Annotated in this window: 23 protein-coding genes; 22 read left to right on the top strand and 1 reads right to left on the bottom strand. The window is 37.3% G+C overall.

Annotation, left to right across the window (positions count from 1 at the left end; all coding sequences use genetic code 11):
* From ACFSBH_RS11970 to ACFSBH_RS11960, 3 genes are all read left to right on the top strand, one after another.
* On the top strand, window positions 1-579 hold the full coding sequence (locus ACFSBH_RS11970; RefSeq protein ID WP_251510262.1) for an adaptor protein MecA: 579 nt from the start codon (window positions 1-3) through the stop codon (window positions 577-579).
* Between the two features lie 202 nt (window positions 580-781).
* Window positions 782-2062 carry a Glu/Leu/Phe/Val family dehydrogenase gene (locus tag ACFSBH_RS11965; RefSeq protein ID WP_251510264.1) on the top strand — a complete coding sequence of 427 codons (1281 nt, stop codon included), beginning with the start codon at window positions 782-784 and terminating at the stop codon, window positions 2060-2062.
* 231 nt (window positions 2063-2293) lie between these two features.
* On the top strand, window positions 2294-3283 hold the full coding sequence (locus tag ACFSBH_RS11960) for a YpdA family putative bacillithiol disulfide reductase (protein ID WP_251510266.1): 990 nt from the start codon (window positions 2294-2296) through the stop codon (window positions 3281-3283).
* 62 nt (window positions 3284-3345) lie between these two features.
* On the opposite strand, the gene ACFSBH_RS11955 is transcribed toward ACFSBH_RS11960, so the two are convergent.
* Complete coding sequence (locus ACFSBH_RS11955) at window positions 3346-4308, bottom strand: asparaginase (protein ID WP_379597679.1); 963 nt, start codon at window positions 4306-4308, stop codon at window positions 3346-3348.
* An 89-nt stretch (window positions 4309-4397) separates the two neighbouring features.
* On the opposite strand from ACFSBH_RS11955, the gene prsW reads away from it, so the two are divergent.
* The 19 genes from prsW to hepT all read left to right on the top strand — a co-directional run bounded on the left by prsW (window position 4398) and on the right by hepT (window position 20865).
* On the top strand, window positions 4398-5045 hold the full coding sequence (gene prsW, locus ACFSBH_RS11950) for a glutamic-type intramembrane protease PrsW (protein ID WP_379597677.1): 648 nt from the start codon (window positions 4398-4400) through the stop codon (window positions 5043-5045).
* A 145-nt stretch (window positions 5046-5190) separates the two neighbouring features.
* Window positions 5191-5973, top strand: coding sequence for a spore cortex-lytic enzyme (sleB, locus tag ACFSBH_RS11945; RefSeq protein WP_379597714.1), 783 nt, complete (start codon window positions 5191-5193; stop codon window positions 5971-5973).
* Between the two features lie 15 nt (window positions 5974-5988).
* On the top strand, window positions 5989-7332 hold the full coding sequence (gene ypeB, locus ACFSBH_RS11940; protein WP_379597675.1) for a germination protein YpeB: 1344 nt from the start codon (window positions 5989-5991) through the stop codon (window positions 7330-7332).
* A 91-nt stretch (window positions 7333-7423) separates the two neighbouring features.
* The gene (locus ACFSBH_RS11935; protein ID WP_251510276.1) at window positions 7424-8092 is read left to right on the top strand and encodes a flagellar brake protein; all 669 of its coding nucleotides are present in this window, start codon (window positions 7424-7426) and stop codon (window positions 8090-8092) included.
* A 118-nt stretch (window positions 8093-8210) separates the two neighbouring features.
* Window positions 8211-8897 (top strand): (d)CMP kinase, encoded by a 687-nt coding sequence (cmk, locus tag ACFSBH_RS11930; RefSeq protein WP_379597672.1) that lies wholly within the window; start codon window positions 8211-8213, stop codon window positions 8895-8897.
* Window positions 8898-8986: 89 nt separating this feature from the next.
* The gene (gene rpsA, locus ACFSBH_RS11925) at window positions 8987-10117 is read left to right on the top strand and encodes a 30S ribosomal protein S1 (RefSeq protein ID WP_251510281.1); all 1131 of its coding nucleotides are present in this window, start codon (window positions 8987-8989) and stop codon (window positions 10115-10117) included.
* 123 nt (window positions 10118-10240) lie between these two features.
* On the top strand, window positions 10241-11134 hold the full coding sequence (locus tag ACFSBH_RS11920) for a YIEGIA family protein (RefSeq protein WP_379597670.1): 894 nt from the start codon (window positions 10241-10243) through the stop codon (window positions 11132-11134).
* Complete coding sequence (locus ACFSBH_RS11915) at window positions 11134-11319, top strand: capping complex subunit for YIEGIA (RefSeq protein WP_251510285.1); 186 nt, start codon at window positions 11134-11136, stop codon at window positions 11317-11319. The genes ACFSBH_RS11920 and ACFSBH_RS11915 overlap by 1 nt, the downstream gene beginning before the upstream one ends.
* Before the next feature lie 85 nt (window positions 11320-11404).
* Complete coding sequence (der, locus tag ACFSBH_RS11910; protein ID WP_251510287.1) at window positions 11405-12715, top strand: ribosome biogenesis GTPase Der; 1311 nt, start codon at window positions 11405-11407, stop codon at window positions 12713-12715.
* 19 nt (window positions 12716-12734) lie between these two features.
* Window positions 12735-13769: an NAD(P)H-dependent glycerol-3-phosphate dehydrogenase gene (locus ACFSBH_RS11905; RefSeq protein WP_251510289.1), complete on the top strand. Its 1035-nt coding sequence runs from the start codon at window positions 12735-12737 to the stop codon at window positions 13767-13769.
* Window positions 13770-13832: 63 nt separating this feature from the next.
* Window positions 13833-14093 carry a stage VI sporulation protein F gene (locus ACFSBH_RS11900; RefSeq protein ID WP_251510291.1) on the top strand — a complete coding sequence of 87 codons (261 nt, stop codon included), beginning with the start codon at window positions 13833-13835 and terminating at the stop codon, window positions 14091-14093.
* A 230-nt stretch (window positions 14094-14323) separates the two neighbouring features.
* Window positions 14324-14521: a DUF2768 domain-containing protein gene (locus tag ACFSBH_RS11895; protein WP_251510293.1), complete on the top strand. Its 198-nt coding sequence runs from the start codon at window positions 14324-14326 to the stop codon at window positions 14519-14521.
* 18 nt (window positions 14522-14539) lie between these two features.
* Window positions 14540-15265: a hypothetical protein gene (locus ACFSBH_RS11890; RefSeq protein ID WP_379597667.1), complete on the top strand. Its 726-nt coding sequence runs from the start codon at window positions 14540-14542 to the stop codon at window positions 15263-15265.
* A 475-nt stretch (window positions 15266-15740) separates the two neighbouring features.
* Complete coding sequence (gene spoIVA / locus ACFSBH_RS11885; RefSeq protein ID WP_251510297.1) at window positions 15741-17219, top strand: stage IV sporulation protein A; 1479 nt, start codon at window positions 15741-15743, stop codon at window positions 17217-17219.
* Between the two features lie 328 nt (window positions 17220-17547).
* A complete protein-coding gene (locus ACFSBH_RS11880; protein ID WP_251510300.1) occupies window positions 17548-17820 on the top strand; it encodes an HU family DNA-binding protein in 273 nt (90 codons plus the stop codon).
* Between the two features lie 192 nt (window positions 17821-18012).
* A complete protein-coding gene (gene mtrB, locus ACFSBH_RS11875; RefSeq protein WP_251510302.1) occupies window positions 18013-18231 on the top strand; it encodes a trp RNA-binding attenuation protein MtrB in 219 nt (72 codons plus the stop codon).
* 123 nt (window positions 18232-18354) lie between these two features.
* Entirely contained in the window at window positions 18355-19134 is a 780-nt protein-coding gene (locus ACFSBH_RS11870; RefSeq protein WP_379597665.1) for a heptaprenyl diphosphate synthase component 1, read from the top strand.
* Between the two features lie 3 nt (window positions 19135-19137).
* Entirely contained in the window at window positions 19138-19851 is a 714-nt protein-coding gene (menG, locus tag ACFSBH_RS11865) for a demethylmenaquinone methyltransferase (RefSeq protein WP_379597663.1), read from the top strand.
* 42 nt (window positions 19852-19893) lie between these two features.
* Window positions 19894-20865 carry a heptaprenyl diphosphate synthase component II gene (gene hepT / locus ACFSBH_RS11860; protein ID WP_379597661.1) on the top strand — a complete coding sequence of 324 codons (972 nt, stop codon included), beginning with the start codon at window positions 19894-19896 and terminating at the stop codon, window positions 20863-20865.
* Window positions 20866-20876: the final 11 nt, after the last annotated feature.

Genomic DNA, 20876 nt, shown 5'->3' with positions numbered 1-20876 from the left:
ATGCGTGTTGAAAGACTGTCAAGTCACCAGTTTACGATTTTCTTAACGTTTGATGATTTAATTGAACGTGGCTTTACGAGCGATGATATATGGCACGATGCAGCAAGTGTCCGGCATTTGTTCAGTGAAATGATGTATGATGCAAGTGATGAACTAGATATAGAGTTAGATGGTATGCTTCTTGTTCAGGTGTTTATGATGCAAGCGCAAGGAATGCATATTCTTGTCACTCAAATGAATGATATTGTAGGTGAAGATGATGATTTCATCGAAATGAAGGTGACATTAGACGAAAGTCATGAATTGATATTTTTGTTTGATGATATTGAGAATCTTATTCATGTTGCCTCCTATTTATCTCCTATGGGTATTGAAAATGGGCAGGTATACTACCTGGACAATTATTATTACATGCTCTTTGAAGAGGACGATTTATCCGGTGTGGAGAAGGAAAGCATCATTGCAGTAATGTCGGAGTATTCCCAGTCCAGTATTCTGACCTCCCATCGTCTAAAAGAATACGGTAAGATAATTTATGAAAATCAAGCAGTGAAACAGTTGATCGATAACTTCTACTGATAAGTTATTGGCCTCCATGTTTAAATCTGAGGGTATTATGGGAAATGAATTATTAATCATTTATATTAGTGTTTCAGGTATTTATATCCCGAATCGTAGTTACCTGTTTTATAGTATTTTTATTGCATATTTACTGTTAAAGTGTATACTAACTTCTTAGTAGAAGGTTTTTTATTATATATGTATTCTAGGGGGTAAATTCATGGTAACCGATAAAGCAGTAGATTCTACCGAAGAAAATCATGAAAATCTAGATGTGTTAGATTCCACAAGAACAGTGATTAAAACGGCCTTAGAAAAACTGGGATATTCGGATGAAGTTTATGAATTGTTGAAAGATCCACTTCGTATGATGTCAGTTCGTATTCCAGTACGGATGGATGATGGGAAAGTAAAGGTTTTTACAGGCTATCGTGCACAGCACAATGATGCAGTTGGACCTACTAAGGGTGGAATTCGTTTTCACCCAGATGTTACAGCCAAAGAAGTGAAGGCTTTATCCATTTGGATGAGTTTGAAAGCGGGGATTGTAGACCTTCCGTATGGTGGTGCCAAGGGTGGAATCATCTGCGATCCGCGACAAATGTCTTTCCGCGAATTAGAGCAACTAAGTAGGGGATATGTTCGAGCTGTTAGTCAAATTGTTGGACCTACTAAAGATATTCCAGCACCAGATGTATTCACAAACTCTCAAATTATGGCCTGGATGATGGATGAATATAGTAAAATCGACGAATATAATAGCCCTGGTTTCATTACTGGAAAACCAATTGTTCTTGGTGGATCACATGGTAGAGAATCTGCAACCGCAAAAGGGGTAACGATTGTTCTAAACGAAGCTGCTAAAAAACGTGGCATTGACATAAAAGGTGCTCGAATCATTATTCAAGGCTTTGGAAATGCAGGAAGCTACTTATCGAAATTCTTATATGACCAAGGGGCAAAGATTGTTGGAATAGCAGATGCCCACGGTGCACTATATGACGCGGATGGGTTAGATATTGACTATCTGTTGGATAGAAGAGACAGTTTTGGAACCGTAACCAATCTGTTTGATAATACTATTTCAAATAAGGAATTGTTTGAACAGGAATGTGATATTATTATTCCTGCTGCTGTAGAGAATCAAATAACTAGAGATAATGCGCATAAAATTAAAGCGAGTATTATCGTTGAAGCTGCAAACGGACCAACAACTGCTGAAGCAACCCAAATCTTGACAGAGCGAGGAATACTGCTCGTGCCAGACGTACTGGCATCAGCTGGTGGGGTAACTGTATCCTACTTTGAATGGGTGCAGAATAATCAAGGTTATTACTGGTCAGAAGAGGAAATAGATCAAAAACTACATGAAATAATGATAAATGCTTTTGAAACGATATATAACCTTTCCCAGACTAGAAAGGTTGATATGCGACTTGCCGCTTACATGATTGGTGTAAGGAAAATGGCAGAAGCAGCCCGTTTCCGAGGCTGGGTCTAAAACAACCTAAACAAAAACTCTTATCATTTGTCTGATAAGAGTTTTTATATTGCATAATAACTTAGAAAGTTCATTACGCCTCTACTGGAGGACTGCTCACAGCTATACATTTATTAATCTCACTGCATTTTCATGAAGCAGTTTATACATTTTCCAACACATCTTCGTTTGTACTTAAATTTATTTATAGTAAAATGGACCATAGAGCATATATAAAGGAAGTGGCAAGTTATGCAGCAGGAAGAAGTTATCATTGTGGGTGCTGGTCCTTGTGGGATGGCAGCAGCAATTGCTTTACAGGAAAAAGGTATTAACCCTTTAATTATCGAAAAAGAAAATATCGTAAATAGTCTATATCGTTTTCCGACACATCAAACATTTTTCAGTTCCAGTGATAAACTCGAAATTGGGAATGTAGCATTCATTACAGAAAAACAACGCCCTGTGAGAAATGAAGCACTGACTTATTATCGTGAAGTGGCAAAAAGAAAAGAATTGCGGATTCATTCTTTCGAGGAAGTTATACATATCGAAAAAGACAATAAGGGGTTTACTGTACAAACGGAAAATAGAAATCAAGCTACAAAAGAATATAAAGCGAAGTTTGTTATTATTGCAACGGGATATTATGATCAACCAAATTGGATGGGGATACCTGGTGAGGAATTATCTAAAGTAAGTCATTATTTTAAAGAAGCTCATCCTTATTATGATAAAAATGTTGTCGTTATCGGAGGCAAGAATTCAGCGGTAGATGCAGCATTGGAGCTGCATAAGGCTGGTGCTCATGTAACGGTGATGTATCGGGGAGATAAATATTCCAAAAGTGTAAAACCTTGGATTTTACCTGGATTTGATTCACTTGTGCAAAAAGGCGAGATATCAATGATTTTTAACGCTCATGTGACAGAAATTACAGAGCAAGAGGTCTATTACCATGTGGCTGGAGTTGAAGATAAAATCCCTAATGATTATGTGTTTGCGATGACAGGTTATCAACCGGATATTAAATTCTTAAACCAAGTAGGGGTACATACGGATGAACAAACTGGGATTCCAATGTATGATGACGAGACTTATGAAACCAATGTACCGGGGCTCTATATAGCGGGAGTAGTAGCTGCAGGATTTAACAACAATGCGATATTTATTGAGAATGGGCGTTTTCATGGAGAGGCTATTGCAGAATCGATAGCTGCTCTACATTCAAGTAAAGTATAAATATCCAGTCTATTATTTGTAATTCTTAAAGAGAGTTAGCATGAAGTGCTAACTCTCTTTATTTAGTTGAAAATAGTTGTCAATGATTTTATATCTCTCGTGTTTTCTAGTGCTATCAATAGTTTTAGTCTTGCTTTCGGACCAGTTAACCCATTGGCAAAAATAACTCCTATTTCTTTCAACTGCCTGCCCCCGCCAGAATAAGCATAAGTCGGTTGGACAATTCCTTGGTAACTTCGGGAAACGAGAACAACTGGTACTTTATTCTCGAGTAATTTGCGGATTGATTCAACTGTAGAAGCCGGTAAATTACCTTGCCCAAGTGCTTCAATTACCAATCCGTCCGGCTTGATTGTGTGGAGAGCTTCGATTAATCTGCCATCCATTCCAGCATATGCCTTAAGCAAATAGACATTCGAATTGATTTGGTGAACTGGATAGTGTTCCTGCCTTAAAATGCCGTGATGAAATATGATTAGTTCCTTTGTGACAATTCCAATAGGTCCATATTGAGGACTTTGAAATGTTGCGACATTACTTGTTGATGTTTTGGTTACGTTGGCAGCTGTATGTATTTCATCATTCATTACGACCAGAACACCTTTATCCTTGGCGTTATCTTCACAAGCTACCCGTAACGAGCTTATTAAGTTATATAGTGCATCTGATCCGATTTCATTACTTGACCGCATGGCGCCTGTAAGGATAATCGGTTTTTCAGTATTAATTACAAGATCTAAAAAATATGCTGTTTCTTCAAGAGTATCTGTACCGTGGGTTATAACGATTCCATCATACTTTGGTAGAACACGTTGTATTTCAATTGCCAGTTGTAACATATGATTAGGAGTAATATGGGGAGAAGGTAGGTCAAAGATTACTTGTTCATCAATGTCTGCAATTTGTTGATACTGGTCTTTTGCTCGGCTTAGAGGGTGTTCGTTCGTTACATTTACCGCACCAGTTTCTTTATTTTCCAACATAGAAATGGTGCCACCCGTATGAATCAATAATATTTTTTTCATCGTATTCACCTGCTTAAAATTTTACTATTTCAAATAGGACAACTTAATGATACGATAAAAGTAATGTATTTGGAAAGAGGTTTAAGGTTATGATCGCTATATTTACAGTCGGGTTCGCACCTGTTGTAGCATTAATGTCATTTTTTTACTTGAAAGATGAATATCAAGAGCCTATCCCACTAATCATCCGTTGTTTTTTATTGGGTAGTGTTCTTGTTTTTCCTATTATGTTCGTGCAACACGCATTTGTAAAAGAAGGCTTTGTTTTAAATAGCTTCTTAGAATCCTTTCTCCAAATTGCATTGCTAGAAGAATTTTTAAAATGGTTTATTTTTATGTTCTCCATGTACCATCATGAGGAATTTGATGACCATTATGATGGGATAGTTTATGCTACAGCGATCAGTCTTGGCTTTGCCTCAGTTGAGAATATCCTCTTTTTATTAACGAATGGAATAGAGTATGGTTTTTCCAGAGCCATATTTCCCGTATCTTCTCATGCCTTGTTCGGAGTGATTATGGGCTATTATATTGGAAAAGCAAAAACTCGTGAAAGTAGAACGAAGTATAACCTATGGTTGGCATTTTTCATCCCATTCTTGCTTCACGGCATTTATAATTATATTTTACAAACCGTCACAACGAATTGGTTATATTACTTGATTCCTTTTATGATTGTTTTATGGATGTTTGGACTACATCGGATGAAAGTAGCAAACCAACCAAATCTCAATTAAAGAACAGTAAGCATGTAGAGCATCACACCTCTACATGCTTTTTATTTTTCTATCATGTATAAAAATAGAGTTGCAACAAAAACTATCCTCAAGTAATTGCATTAGAGGAGGGTTAGGTTTGCGAACAACAAAGATTAGTTTATTAATCATCTTTAGTTTATTCCTGTTGCTCTTTATTAACGATGACAATCAGGAAATAAAAGCGTTTAGTCCCCAAGTAATTCAACATGGGGCGGTTGGTGATGATGTAATTGAACTTCAAGCTAGGTTACAATATTTAGGATTTTATAACGGAAATATTGACGGCGTGTTTGGCTGGGGTACGTATTGGGCACTTAGAAACTTCCAATATGAATTTGGGATGGAGATTGATGGATTAGCAGGTGAAGAAACTAAAAATAAACTGGTCCAAGCTAGTGAGTATGATGAAGCGTATGTAAAAGAACAAATTAAACAAGGTAACCGGTTTACGCATTATGGCGGAACTAATAAACAATCAGACACTGGAAATCAACAGAACCAGGAAGCCCAACAAACAGATAATACAACTGCGGTAAATGTACCTCAAGGATTTTCACAGAATGATATTCAGTTGATGGCTAACGCAGTCTATGGGGAGGCAAGAGGTGAACCATATGAAGGACAAGTGGCAGTGGCTGCTGTTATCTTGAATAGAGTGGCTAGCCCGAGCTTTCCTGATACAGTATCAGGGGTTATTTTTGAACCAAGGGCATTTACTGCTGTAGCTGATGGACAAATTTGGTTAACTCCAAATGAAACAGCCAAAGAAGCAGTTCTCGATGCGATTAATGGTTGGGATCCTTCGTCGAATGCGTTGTACTACTTTAATCCAGATACCGCAACTTCACCTTGGATATGGACCAGACCTCAAATTAAGCAAATCGGTAAACATATCTTTTGTAAATAGGAAGGCGTGAATAGTATGATTCGTTGGATTACCATTGGTGCTTTAACTTTAGGTTTAATTGGAACAGCAGTTTGGGGATACCAAGAACATCAAGAGAAGAATGCGATCTTAATACAAGCAGAGAATAGCTATCAAAAATCCTTTCATGAACTTACTTATTATATGGATTTATTGAATGATGAAATCGGGACAGTACTCGCAATGAATTCACATGAACGGCTGTCGCCTCAATTCGTTGATATTTGGCGAATTGCTTCAGAAGCTAATACAAATGTTTCTCAGTTGCCTCTTGGTCTGTTGCCTTTTAATAAGACAGAGGAGTTTCTATCGGATATCGGTGATTTCACTTATAGAACAGCAATCCGCAATCTAGATGACGATCCATTGACATCAGAAGAGACAAAGGTGTTAGAGGATTTATATGTGCAAGCAAAGGAAATTAAGGACGAATTAAGACATGTGCAACATATGGCGCTTGAAAATAATTTACGCTGGATGGATGTTCAACTAGCCTTGGTGAATAATGACCAATCTGACAATACAATCATTGATGGTTTTAAAACCGTTGAAAAACAAGTGGAAGGCTATACTGAGGCGAATAGCCAATCTGGTTTAATCGGTGTAAGTACAAAACCGCAAAATCATATTGAAGATTTGCCTGGAGAAAAGCTAACCGAAAAAGAAGTACAAGACTTGGGGCGAACAGTTTTAGGTGTTGATCAAAGTGAAGAAATGGATGTTACCTCTTCAGGAGATGGAGCAGATATACCTTTTTATACCGTTTCCTATCATGATGATGATAAAAGGACATATATGGATGTGACACAAAAGGGTGGATACCCGCTAACGATATTAATTGAGCGGCCAATCGGGGATAAAAAATTAAGTTTGCATGATGGAGCAGAAAAAGCTGAAGAATATTTGGAACAAATGAATATTGAAAATATGGAATTATATCAAAGCATGGAATTGGATAAAGTCGGAATGTATTCTTTCCTGTATAACCAGGATGGAATCCGTGTGTACTCTGATTCGGTGGAAGTAAAAGTTGCTTTGGACAATGGAGATATTCTCGGTTTAACTGCAGAAAACTATTATAGTAACCATCATAAACGAGAAATAGCTGAACCTACGCTTAGTGAAGAAGATGCCTTAGAGTATGTTAATCCGAATGTAAAAATTGAAGAGGCTGACCTTGCGATAATCACTAATGACCTTGATGAAGAAGTTTTAGTGTACGAATTCCTAGGTACATTGAATAATGAAACGTATCGTATTTTCATCAATGCAGAAGATGGAACGGAAGAAATGGTTGAAAAACTAGGAGGCAAGGAATTAAAATATTCTCTTGATTTTTAGGGGTAGGCTAAAGCCTTCCCCTTTTCAAATAAATCTGTAATAATAAATATATAATAATTTGAATAATTGAGAGAAGAATTGAGGTAACAAGATGAAGGGGATTTCCATCAAAGTTGGAACAAAGGTCAGTTTGATATTAAATGAACCAGGGAAGAGTAAGGAAGAATACTACAGTAAAATAATCGATATGAAAGAAAACTATATTATTTTGGACAATCCGGTTCATAAGGCTACAAGGAAAACTATATATTTTCCCGTCGGTACTTCTTTTAACTTAAGTTTTGTAGGAGACGACCAAGCAGTATATGAGTTTTCCACTAAAATTGCTGCCAGGCTAAAATTAAAATTTCCTGCCTTAGCGGTTCCTATGCCTAAATTAGAAGATCTACATAGGATTCAACGTAGGGAGTTTGTGCGGGTAGATGCAATTGTAGATGTCGCTGTTCACCGGAAAGATAAATACAATCGAGCATTTACTACAGTTACATCAGATATTAGTGGTGGCGGCTTATCACTTATCTTACCTAAAAAAGAATCCCTTGAAATGGATGAAGTCGTTGATATCTGGCTGAGTCTTGGTTTCATATCTGGGACATATCATTATATACATACAAGTGCTAAAGTAGTGTTTATCCAATCAAAAGATGGTATTCGTTCAGCTTCCGTTAAGTTTGAATCTATAAAAACACAAGAGCAACAGTTAATTGTCAGTTATTGTTTTGAAAAACAGAGGGAAATGAGAAAAAAAGAATATTCTTAAGTAGAGAATTCTAGACCTTACAATTTAAATTATGCTATGATGAATAGTAGATAGGTTTAATAATTGCTTGATCATGTGGTAGGTAAGATGCATGGTCGGAGAGGACGGCAGGTTGTACATGCAGGAACAGAATACAGCAATTGCAATCGACGGGCCAGCAGCAACTGGAAAGAGTACCGTCGCAAAAATTGTAGCTGAAAAATTAAAATATATTTATGTGGATACAGGAGCGATGTATAGAGCCCTCACATTAAAGGTACTGAATCTGGATATAGACCCTTCAGATGAAGAAGCAGTGTTGGAAGTGCTTTTGGAAACCGATATTGAACTGACCAATGAATCAAACGGGCAGCGGGTTCTTTTAGACGGGCAGGATGTCACAAATGAAATACGTCATCAACCTGTATCTGCAAATGTATCATACATAGCTAAACTCCCTACTGTACGAAAAGAAATGTTGAAAAGACAGCAGGAATTGGCTAAAGACCGTGGAGTAGTTATGGACGGTCGGGACATAGGCACCCACGTACTTCCCAACGCTGCAGTTAAAATTTTTCTTGTGGCTTCGGTGGAAGAAAGGGCAAAAAGACGTCATGAAGAAAACATGGCAAAAGGCATCCCGTCAGAACTAGACCAACTGAAAAAGGAAATTCAACAAAGAGATGAAATTGACTCTAATCGTGAAATCGCTCCATTAACAAAGGCTGAGGATGCAATTGAAGTAGACACTACTTCTTTATCTATAGAAGAAGTTGTCGATCGTATTTTACTCGAAGTAGAGAAGTACAAAACTACACAATTGTAGAAGACTTTACTTGACAAAAAAATGTAATTATTAGAAGTTATAAAAAGAATCATTTATAATCGTATGATGTCAATAGGAGGGCTAAGGATATGAGTAACGAATTTAACGAAATACCAGAACTAAACGTAGGGGATACGGTAACGGGGACGATTGTTAAGGTAGAGGAAAAACAAGTTCTCGTTGATATCGGTTATAAAACAGAAGGGATTGTTCCGATAAGTGAACTTTCCAGTCTGCATGTTGAGCTTCCAAGTGATGTTGTAAGCGAAGGAGATACTATTACACTGCAAGTGAAAAAAGTTACGGATGACGAAGTTGTGTTATCTAAAAAAGCAGTAGATGCTGAAAAAGCATGGGCAGATCTACAAGAGAAATTTGACAATAAAGAAGTCTTTGAAACTGTCGTTAAAGAAGTAGTTAAAGGTGGACTTGTTGTCGATGTGGGTGTGAGAGGATTTATCCCTGCATCACTTGTAGAAACATATTATGTAGAAGATTTCAGTGACTATAACGGAAAGACTCTAGAGGTCATCGTTGAAGAACTGGATAGCAGCCAAAATCGTGTGATTTTATCACACCGTGCAGTAGTGGAAAGAGAAGCTGAAGCGAACAAAAAAAATCTGTTGGAATCGCTCGAAGAAGGTCAAGTAATTGAAGGGACTGTACAACGCTTAACAAGTTTTGGTGCATTTGTTGATATTGGTGGTATTGATGGTTTAGTCCATATCTCGCAACTAGCCCACCATCATGTTGAAAAAGCATCAGATGTTGTTTCAGAAGGAGATAAAATCAAAGTAGAGATTTTATCCGTTGATCGTGACAGCGAAAGAATTTCTCTATCCCATAAGGCGACACTTCCAGGACCATGGACAAATATCGGTGAAAAGGTTGCGCAAGGTGATGTACTTGAAGGTACAGTAAAACGACTGGTGAGCTTTGGTGCATTTGTTGAATTGTTCCCGGGAGTAGAGGGACTAGTGCATATTTCACAAATAGCTAACCGTCATATTGGTACCCCTCAGGAAGTTCTTGAAGTCGACCAAAAAGTCAATGTAAAAGTACTTGATGTAAACGAAGAAGAAGAACGTATATCACTGAGTATCAAAGAACTTGAGCAACAACAGCAACAAGAAGAAGTAAAAAATTATGAAAAAGATGATGATCATTCCGGTTTTCAATTGGGAGACGTGATTGGTGATCAACTGGATAAATATAAATAAAAAGAATTAAAAGCTTTCCCTATAGGGAAAGCTTTTTTTGTGTTTACTATATGAGTTAATCCGGATATCATTTCGTATAACAAGCTCACTTTTTTGGAACAATGATGACAAAGGAGTGAGAATATGAATGAGTATACATATGCTATTGTGTTTGGAATAGCGGTAGGTACTCTATCGCGTATTTTAATGTTGAAAACGGATTACAGACAATATCCAACATACCTTCACGGTAAGATTATCCACGTCTCTTTAGGCTTTATCGCAGCAGCATTAGGTGCGATTGCAGTCCCTGCCTTACTTGAGCAAGAATATACAGCAGTAACATTGTTGACAGTGGCCGCAACACAGTTTCGTGACGTTAGAAATATGGAAAGAAACACATTGACTGAGATTGATCAATTTGAGCTTGTACCGAGAGGAAAGTCTTATATAGAAGGTATAGCGATTTCCTTTGAAAGCAGAAATTATTTATGTGTTTTCACTGCTTTCATATCCGCATTATTATACATTCACTTTATTTTACCAATTGCTATTTTAGGCAGCATACTCTGTATATTAATAGCGATGAAATTGATGAGTGGAAGTACAATAAAGGATATAGCTGAGATTGTTCCGATCCCTTTAAAGTTTGAAGGAGCAGGGCTTTACGTTGATAATATTTATATTATGAATATTGGGGTAGAAGAAAGAAGGGAAGAAATATTAAAGTACGGGATGGGCTTTTTGATACTTCCGAAAAATAGGGACATCGTGCAAACGTTAGCTAATTTAGGGCAAAGACAAGCAATGCTTCATGATGTATCCGTTTCATTAGGTATCTTTCGTGATTCAGGAACTCCAGCTCTAACACCATTAATTAAAAGAGATCTGGTTGATGGCAGAGTAGGAATGTTCATTCTACCTCAAACTCGTGATATTGATTTAGCAATTAAAATAATCGGTTCTGTACCTGTGTTGGAGAGTGCGATAAGACTTCCATCTGAATCAAAACCTTATAATGGAAAGAGTGATGAATAGTGGTAATTGAGAAAGCCATCCTCGCAGTTGTAACTACTAATAACACAAAGATTACTGGTGGAGCACCAATTTTTATTTGTGAATCCAAGAATGAATTGCAAACCATTTGTGCTAATCTTGAGGCAATAACAGATGGAATTGCCCATGCATTAAGTGAAGAGCTTTATATCGTCGTTAAACATTGATATTGGTTTAAAATTGTTTATATGGCTTGGTTTTGCTAGAATAATGAAGTAATGAAAAGTATGTTTGAGAAGGGAAGTTCCTTTCATGAGAAAATCAGTAGTAGCAATAGTAGGTCGACCGAATGTCGGCAAATCAACAATCTTCAACCGTCTAGTGGGTGACAGAATTTCCATCGTTGAAGATATTCCTGGTGTTACCAGGGATCGGATATACTCTAAAGCAGAGTGGTTAAATAATGAATTTAATCTTATTGATACAGGTGGAATTGAATCTGGTGATGAGCCATTACTTGTACAAATGCGAGAACAAGCCGAAATAGCCATCGATGAAGCGGATGTAATCATCTTCCTAGTTGATGGGAAAAGCGGGATCACTGCAGCAGATGAAGAGGTAGCCAAACTTTTATTTAAATCTAATAAACCTGTAGTATTGGGTGTAAATAAAATGGATAACCCAGAAATGAGAGAAACCATTTATGAATACTATTCTCTTGGCTTTGGTGAGCCATTCCCTGTATCGGGGGCACATGGACTTGGTTTAGGTGATCTGTTGGATAAAGTAGTCAGTTACTTTCCGGAACAGCAGGAACCTGAAGAAGACGATGAAACAATCTATTTCAGTTTAATTGGTCGTCCGAACGTAGGGAAATCCTCTTTAGTAAATGCCATGCTGAATGAAGAACGTGTAATCGTCAGTGATATCGCTGGTACTACGAGAGACGCTGTAGACACAAGGTTCAGTCGAGAAGGGCAGGACTATGTAATTACGGACACCGCGGGAATGAGAAAACGTGGAAAGGTGTATGAAACGACCGAAAAATATAGTGTGCTTCGTGCATTAAAAGCAATTGAACGTTCCGACGTTGTCCTTATTTTAATTGATGCAGAAACTGGAATCATGGAACAAGACAAAAAAATTGCAGGAATAGCTCATCAAGAAGGAAGAGCTATTGTCATTGTGGTCAATAAATGGGATACGGTTGAATCCAATGAAAAAGCAATGCGGGAATTTGAAGAACAAATTAGAGTGCATTTTCAGTTTCTTGAATACGCACCAATTGTGTTTCTATCCGCCAAAACTAAAAAGCGATTGCATACACTATTGCCTGTAATCAATATGGCGAGTGAAAACCATGTAAAACGGATACCGACCAATCTATTAAATGACGTAATTATGGATGCGTTAGCTATCAATCCGACACCGACATATAAGGGAAGACGGTTGAAGGTATTGTATAGTACACAAGTTGCGGTAAAACCCCCATCTTTTGTGGTTTTTGTTAATGACCCGGAACTGATGCATTTTTCATATGAAAGATTTTTAGAAAATCAGATCAGGGAAGCGTTTGACTTTACTGGTACGCCAATCAAAATTTTCGTAAGGAAGCGACAGTAGAGTTAAAGGAGGAATTATCTTGAAAAAGGTAGCAGTGTTAGGTGCAGGAAGCTGGGGAACAGCTTTAAGTATTGTATTAGCTGAAAACGGCCATGATGTCAGGTTATGGAGCCATAGGGCAGAACAGGCTGAGGAGATTAACAAAACAAAACGGAACGATCGATATCTGGATGTTACTCTACCTGATCAGATAACTGCATTTTACAATCTCAAAGAAGCTGTACAAGATGTGGAAGCGATTGTGATCGTCGTACCTGCAAAAGCAATACGTGAGGTAGCGCGATCATTGACAGGAATTATACCGGAACATGCAACAATCATTCATGCTACAAAAGGTATTGAGCCGATTACTCTAATGCGTGTGTCTGAAATGATAGCTGAAGAGTTGCCTGAATATCCAGCAGATAATATTGTTGTATTATCTGGGCCAAGCCACGCGGAAGAGGTTGCATTGAGACATCCGACAACGGTTACGGTAGCCGCTAAAAATGCAGATAAGAACAAACACGCCCAAAATCTCTTTAATAGTGATACGTTTAGGGTCTATACAAGTCAGGATGTATTGGGAATAGAATTGGGTGGAGCTTTAAAAAACATTATTGCACTTGGGGCTGGTATTTCCGATGGTTTAGGATTTGGTGATAATGCAAAAGCTGCATTGATCACAAGAGGGCTTGCGGAAATTACACGACTTGGTACCTCTTTAGGTGCCAATCCTTTCAGTTTTCTAGGATTATCTGGTGTAGGTGACTTGATTGTAACGTGCACAAGTGTTCACAGCCGAAATTGGCGTGCAGGAAACCTGTTGGGAAAAGGGCATGAATTGGAAGCTGTGCTGGAAGAAATGGGCATGGTAGTCGAAGGTGTCCGTACGGTGAAAGCTGCACAACAAATCGCTGAAAAACAAGATGTTGAAATGCCCATTACAACGGGAATCTACCAAATTCTTTTTGAAGGTAAAAAACCTGAAGAGGTAGTCAATCAATTAATGAACCGAGACAAACGTGAAGAATTGGCAGAACTGGAGATATTGCTAAAAGAACATGATTCTTAATTCACACGCATTTCCTTCGCTTGCATATAATATTTTGAAATTATGAATCAAGGAGGAAATGCGGTGAACAACTTTCAAAAAGGAATGTTCGATAAAATTCAACAAAACGCAAACATATCACCTGATGAAATATTTAAAGTAGCTGACTCGGTAAAGAATGCAGATTTTTCCGATGAGCAAACAGTTCGTGATCTTATCCAACGTTTATCACGGATGGCAGGTAAGCCTGTCTCGAAGCAAAAAGAGGATAAGATTGTTGAGGCTATAGTTAAGAATAAAATGCCAATGGATTCTAAAGCCATGAATAAATTTTTCGATAATTAATGCGGTATTAGGCAGATGAGGATGCATAAGTCATAATTCTCGCATAGAATACATCGCACAAGCATTCATGGATAGAGTCTGCGTGGGTATTATCTAGTCACCCGAGATGGAGTCAGCCCCCCTCCGTCTCGGTTCTTTTTTTGCATCATTTTAATATAAGAATACTTCATGCTTATGATATAATATGGGATGGTTTCGGTAGATTTTACAAGTTAGAGGTGAATTATAAAATGAGTATATCTATGCTAAAAATGTACATTTCGTTTGTAGGAATGATTTTATTATTTATAGCATTAGGTCTAATCTGGTTAAGCAGAAAGAAATTAACAGGTTGGTTAGCAAATGTAATATCCCTTTTAGCATACTTCAGTTTAGTTTCAGGAGCTATTATCATTCTCTTTGTCGTCTTTACAGGACCTACAAGATAGTTATCAGGAGGTTAAGCATTGAAAGTTTCATACATAAAAGGTACTTTATTAGGATTATTTATTCTCTTGCTGACAGGATGCATGTATCCGGATAGTGAAAGAGCAGAGAATCAAGTCCCCCATGATACACAGCTTGAAATTGTACAAAATGCAGTAGATACTTATCGCGAGAAAACTGGTGGATTGGTACCTATCCGGACTAAACCTAGTGATACACCTATTTTTGAAAAGTATCTGGTTGACTTCAGCTTATTGAAGGAACAAAATGCCATCTCTGAAATTCCGGGGAATGCTTTTGAAAATGGTGGATATTATCAATATATCTTAATTACGCCGGAAGAAAATCCAACAGTTAAAGTCATTGATCTTCGCGTTACTGAAAAGATTCGTAGTGTCAACATTCGATTAAATGCATTTAGGCAAGAACACACCTATCCTGCATTTGGTGAAAAAGTAGAAGATGGGATTTATCTAATCGATCACGAAAAATTAAAACTCGACGATCCACCAACCGTAGTAAGCCCATATAGTCAAGAAAACCTTCCACTTGTAATGGACGTGCATGGAAATCTATATGTAGACTATCGAATTGACTTACAACGTGCTTTAGAGGAATATGACCATGACTATAAAGAGGGGGATGACATTCGATTCTTATTGACGGATCATACCCCTTTTGCACCAACATATTCTCTTCCTTATACTGTTAAAGACGGAGAACCGGTATTTATGATGGAAGAATGAAAGGATAGTACTATAGTGAAGATCCAGGCATAAACAAACACCCTTGCGACATATATATTGTTGCAAGGGTGTTTTTATTGATTTTAATATCCTAATGGAAGATTAAATAAAGTGCTGATAAATAAAATCTAGGCTATTTGCTATCATCAATAGCTCGGCCGCTCCTGAGATACCTTGTTTTCCTTGGGAGGCGGTGAGATTGGACTGTGAAACATATAAGAGTGTTTCATAATAATTTCCAGCAGGTTGTATCAATTTTAATATGTTTTAAAAAGGAGTAAGCTCTCCTTGTTATCCTAAATAAGAATTATGGGGTGATAATCAGCAATGGAGTATATATAATTTTTAAAAATATATTTTTGCTATTCTAGTATACCTGAATCATGCATAATTCTTTGGGACAACATCATAGACTTGTAGTGGCAAGAAATAATCTGTTGTATTAATTATAGTTTTAGGATCGGGAGGGATTACTTTGGAGAAAATCGATATTTTTAAAGATATTTCTAAGCGGACAAATGGAGATATATATCTCGGGATCGTGGGGGCAGTCCGTACAGGAAAATCGACTTTTATCAAGAGGTTTATGGAACTTGTCGTACTGCCGAATATCGTTGATGAAAGTGATAGGGCAAGAGCCTTAGATGAACTTCCTCAAAGCGCAGCAGGGAAAACCATCATGACGACAGAGCCTAAGTTCATTCCAAATCAAGCGGTTACAGTAAATGTAGATGAAGGATTAGATGTAAATGTACGTCTTGTCGATTGTGTAGGTTATGCAGTGGAAGGCGCCAAAGGATTTGAAGATGAGAACGGGCCAAGGATGATTCATACACCATGGTATGAAGAACCTATTCCGTTTCATGATGCAGCAGAAATAGGAACACGTAAAGTTATTCAAGAACACTCAACCATTGGAATTGTTGTTACTACAGATGGATCCATCGGTGAGATTCCTCGTTCGGACTATGTGGAAGCAGAGGAAAGGGTAATTGAAGAGTTAAAGGATGTAGGAAAGCCATTTATTATGGTTGTCAACTCCGTACGCCCGACAAGTCCAGAGACTGAATTTTTACGCCAAGAACTATCCGAGAAATATGATATTCCTGTTATAGCTGTAAGTGTAGAAAATATGACGGAGCATGATGTCTATAAAGTACTAAGAGAAGCATTATTTGAGTTCCCGGTACTGGAAGTGAATGTAAACCTTCCGAGCTGGGTGATGGTATTAAAAGAAGATCATTGGCTCAGAGAAAATTACCAGGAGGCCATTCAGAATACAGTCAAAAACATAAAGCGATTGCGAGATGTTGATGAGATTGTTGCGACATTTTCTGAATATGAATACATTGAGCGTGCAAATCTAGCTGGAATGGAGATGGGAGATGGAATTGCTGAAATTGATCTCCACTCACCGCCTGAACTGTATGATGAGATTTTAAAAGAGATTGTCGGGGAAGAAATTCGAGGGAAAGATCATTTATTAGAACTCATGCAGGAATTCACTCACGCGAAGAGGGAATATGATCAAATTGCAAGTGCACTACAGATGGTTAAACAAACAGGCTACGGTATCGCAGCACCTAGTGTACAGGATATGATACTGGATGAACCTGAAATAATTCGTCAAGGAACAAGATTTGGTGTTCGGCTTAAAGCTGTTGCACCTTCCATTCATATGATAAAAGTTGAAGTGGAGTCAGAATTTGCTCCTATTATCGGAACGGAGAAGCAAAGTGAAGAGCTAGTAAGATATTTGATGCAAGACTTTGAGGATGATCCTCTATCCATTTGGGAATCCGATATCTTCGGCAGGTCACTGAGCTCCATTGTACGTGAAGGAATTCAAGGAAAAATCTCATTAATGCCAGAAAATGCTAGATATAAATTAAAGGATACACTAGAGCGAATTATTAACGAAGGATCTGGCGGATTGTTGGCAATTATCTTATAGCAGCTGAAATAGGCTGCTTTTTATTTTTTTAACGGAAGGAAAATCCTTTTTGTTGTCGAATAGCTATAGTAACGGTAAAAACAAATAAAAAACTACTTTCACGCTTGAATAATCTGTAAAATTGGGTGAAATACCATGTTTTACAAAAATATTAGAGAAAAAGCGCACATATTGTTGAATTTTAATGCAAAGTCATATATTATAAGGCTTGTTACTAATTTGATTTAGTAACCAAGTATAAAAAAAGGCAAAGTTGTGAACAAATGAATTAAGTAGTTTTTTGTTTGTTGCACTGTCAAGTTTAACATTTTGGGAGGAGGTGAATGTCATGAACAAAACAGATTTAATCAATGCAGTAGCTGAGAAGACTGAGCTTTCTAAGAAAGACGCTACGAAAGCAGTTGAAGCTGTATTTGACTCTGTCATGGATTCACTTAAAAACGGTGAAAAGGTACAGTTGATTGGATTCGGAAACTTTGAGGTGCGCGATCGTGCAGCTCGTAAAGGCCGTAACCCACAAACTGGAGAAGAAATTGAAATCCCTGCAAGCAAAGTTCCTGCGTTCAAACCAGGTAAAGCTCTTAAAGACGCTGTTAAATAATTTGCTACATAGGGCTGATAAAGGGTACGTTCCTACGTACCCTTTTTTATGTACTGTTATCCACAGCAAATAGAATGCAGTCAATGTGAAAATATGCATATAATAGAGGATGGTAGATGGATTCTCCCAAACGTCCAATTTGCTAGGAATTATTATTGTTCTTTAAAATACTTTGTTTAAGGGGATGGAAGTATGAAAGATACTAAAACTGATTTTATCGTAATTAAAGCACTTGAAGACGGGGTAAACGTGATAGGATTAACGCGTGGAACAAACACAAAATTTCATCATACAGAAAAACTCGATAAAAATGAGATTATGATTGCACAGTTCACTGAACATACTTCAGCTGTTAAAATCAGAGGTAAAGCATTAATTCAAACTAGTAATGGGGAAATGAGCAACGAATAATAAGTCCTCTATAATCTATCATCTTTTCCTGTCAGTAAGGATGTAGATTATAGTTAAATATGCTATAATGACTAAGGCACTTCAATTGATGAAAGGGCTTAGGTGATTTTTTTGAGTAAATCAATGAATGAAATAACTTTATACAAAGAGATAATAGAAAACAAAACAAATCATGACTTCCTAAGGAAAACTATACACAAGCCCGTAATTGATGAGGATAAATTGTTTATCCTATTGAAGCTCATTCCTAAGGACACTGCTTCAGCGCAAACGAACCGCGACGTTTATATCATTACTACGATGCTTGTTCAAGTTGCGTTGGATACCCATGAGCTTGTTATGGATAATGATGATAATGAAACTGACGATGAGAAACTTGTTAAGCAGCTTTATGTACTAGCAGGTGATTATTATAGTGGATTATACTATTATCTGCTTTCAGAAATAGATGACTTGACATTCATACATAAACTAGCATCAGCAATAAAAGCGATTAATGAACGAAAGATGAAGCTTTATTATGGAGAGTATGAAACTTTCAGTGAATATACAAGCTTAAAAGTGGAAGTTGAGAGTCTCCTAATTGAAACCGTCGCCAATTATTTTCAGCATATCGATTTTATAGATTGTGTGAAACAATGGCAATATATCAAACTCCTTAGCAAAGAAAAGGAACGTATCGTCAACGATGAGATTTTACTTAACAGTATGATGGATTCCAAGAAAACGAACCCATATATGACTGCTGAAGATAAATTTAGTTCGATCATTCAAAGAGAATGGACAAGTTTTAATAATAAATTAATGAAATTGCCTCATTCAACTACCGACCTTCAATCTTATTTCAACCAGAAAATGGTCGACCATGTATATAGAAATACCTTAAATGCGGAAGAAGGGTAAAACGTGCATAAACAATCAAAAGAAGAAAGAGTACATTACGTATTTGAAAAAATATATAAAAATTACGATTCCATGAACTCCATTATTTCTTTTCAACAGCACAAAGCTTGGCGAAATGATGTTATGGCTAGAATGCATGTGGAAAAGGGCGCGAAGGCATTAGACGTATGTTGTGGTACTGGGGACTGGTCTGTTTCTCTAGCTCATGCAGTAGGTGAAGAGGGAGAAGTAATTGGCTTGGACTTCAGCGAAAATATGCTATCTATTGCCGAAGATAAAAAAGAAAAGTTGAATTTAAATCAAGTGAAATTTGTACATGGCAATGCAATGGAATTACCTTTTCCTGATAATACGTTCGATTATGTGACAATCGGATTTGGACTTAGAAATGTTCCCGACTATATGACCGTATTAAAAGAGATGTACAGGGTTGTAAAACCAAATGGAAAGGTAGTTTGCCTCGAAACTTCTCAACCAGAGTTGATTGGCTTTAAGCAATTATATTTCTTTTATTTTCGTTTTATCATGCCATTGTTTGGGAAGATATTCGCGGAAAGTTATGATGAGTACGCTTGGTTAAACGAATCAACAAAGAGTTTCCCTGATAAAAGGAAACTGAAAGAAATGTTTCAAGAGGCAGGCTTTTCTTTTGTCGAGGTGAAGAGCTATACACTTGGCGTAGCAGCGATGCATATGGGAACGAAGCAAATTCGCTGATAAAGGCCTTTTAGATGTAATTTGAAAATAAAGGTGACACATATGAAACTACCTAAAACATACGGATACTTAAAAAAGGATCTTGAAGTAATCGAAGAAGCTTTAAATCAAACGATTCAAGCTGAACACCCTGTCTTACGTCAAGCTTCGATAGATTTATTAAATGCTGGTGGAAAGCGAATTCGTCCTGTATTTGTGATTTTAGCCGGACAACTGGGTGACTATGATGCAGAAAGTATAAGTAAAGCTGCTGTTGCACTTGAATTAATACATATGGCAACGCTTGTCCATGATGATGTGATTGATGAAGCAACGTTACGCAGAGGCAAGCCCACCATAAAACATTTATATGGAAACCGTATAGCAATGTATACAGGGGATTATATCCTTGCCAGAGCTTTAGAAGAGGTAACAACAATAAATAATCCGAAAGCACATCGGGTACTCTCTAAAGCGTTAGTGGAAGTTGCCATAGGAGAAATTGATCAAATTCAGGATAAATTTAACTGGGAGCAGAATCTTAGAGATTATTTACGAAGAATTAAACGTAAAACAGCACTTTTAATTGCGACTAGCTGTCAGCTTGGAGCACTTCTTTCAGGTCTTTCCGATAAGGAAGTGAAGCTCCTTTATCGTTATGGCTATTACATTGGAATGTCGTATCAAATAATTGATGACATATTGGACTTTACGGAAACGGCGAAGCAATTAGGAAAACCTGCGGGAAATGACCTTTTGCAAGGGAATATTACCCTTCCGGTCCTATATGCCATTCGAGACCGGGAATTTAATGAAATGGTACAAGAGGTTTTTAAAAAACCTGATCTCATACAGTCAGACGACATGAAATTAGTAATCAATACATTAAAACAAACCGATGCAATACGGAAATCCTATGAATTAAGTGACATGTATTTGAAAAAAGCACTGGATACTTTGAATGAATTGCCTAACAGCAAATCAAAGATAACACTACAAACCATTGCTAAATACATTGGAAGAAGAAGAGTTTAATGATAAAATTT

It is taken from the genome of Oceanobacillus luteolus (assembly GCF_042678205.1).
Taxonomy (GTDB): Bacteria; Bacillota; Bacilli; order Bacillales; family Amphibacillaceae; genus Oceanobacillus; species Oceanobacillus luteolus.
The sequence above is the reverse complement of the archived record's forward strand: the minus strand, read 5'-3'. Positions and strand labels throughout refer to the sequence as shown.

Excerpts from the sequence above, each read along its gene's own strand:
- ACFSBH_RS11970 (WP_251510262.1), top strand. The coding sequence starts at position 1 with ATGCGTGTTGAAAGACTGTCAAGTCACCAGTTTACGATTTTCTTAACG.
- ACFSBH_RS11965 (WP_251510264.1), top strand. The coding sequence starts at position 782 with ATGGTAACCGATAAAGCAGTAGATTCTACCGAAGAAAATCATGAAAAT.
- ACFSBH_RS11960 (WP_251510266.1), top strand. The coding sequence starts at position 2,294 with ATGCAGCAGGAAGAAGTTATCATTGTGGGTGCTGGTCCTTGTGGGATG.
- ACFSBH_RS11955 (WP_379597679.1), bottom strand. The coding sequence starts at position 4,308 with ATGAAAAAAATATTATTGATTCATACGGGTGGCACCATTTCTATGTTG.
- prsW (WP_379597677.1), top strand. The coding sequence starts at position 4,398 with ATGATCGCTATATTTACAGTCGGGTTCGCACCTGTTGTAGCATTAATG.
- ypeB (WP_379597675.1), top strand. The coding sequence starts at position 5,989 with ATGATTCGTTGGATTACCATTGGTGCTTTAACTTTAGGTTTAATTGGA.
- ACFSBH_RS11935 (WP_251510276.1), top strand. The coding sequence starts at position 7,424 with ATGAAGGGGATTTCCATCAAAGTTGGAACAAAGGTCAGTTTGATATTA.
- cmk (WP_379597672.1), top strand. The coding sequence starts at position 8,211 with ATGCAGGAACAGAATACAGCAATTGCAATCGACGGGCCAGCAGCAACT.
- rpsA (WP_251510281.1), top strand. The coding sequence starts at position 8,987 with ATGAGTAACGAATTTAACGAAATACCAGAACTAAACGTAGGGGATACG.
- ACFSBH_RS11920 (WP_379597670.1), top strand. The coding sequence starts at position 10,241 with ATGAATGAGTATACATATGCTATTGTGTTTGGAATAGCGGTAGGTACT.
- der (WP_251510287.1), top strand. The coding sequence starts at position 11,405 with ATGAGAAAATCAGTAGTAGCAATAGTAGGTCGACCGAATGTCGGCAAA.
- ACFSBH_RS11895 (WP_251510293.1), top strand. The coding sequence starts at position 14,324 with ATGAGTATATCTATGCTAAAAATGTACATTTCGTTTGTAGGAATGATT.
- ACFSBH_RS11880 (WP_251510300.1), top strand. The coding sequence starts at position 17,548 with ATGAACAAAACAGATTTAATCAATGCAGTAGCTGAGAAGACTGAGCTT.
- mtrB (WP_251510302.1), top strand. The coding sequence starts at position 18,013 with ATGAAAGATACTAAAACTGATTTTATCGTAATTAAAGCACTTGAAGAC.
- ACFSBH_RS11870 (WP_379597665.1), top strand. The coding sequence starts at position 18,355 with ATGAATGAAATAACTTTATACAAAGAGATAATAGAAAACAAAACAAAT.
- hepT (WP_379597661.1), top strand. The coding sequence starts at position 19,894 with ATGAAACTACCTAAAACATACGGATACTTAAAAAAGGATCTTGAAGTA.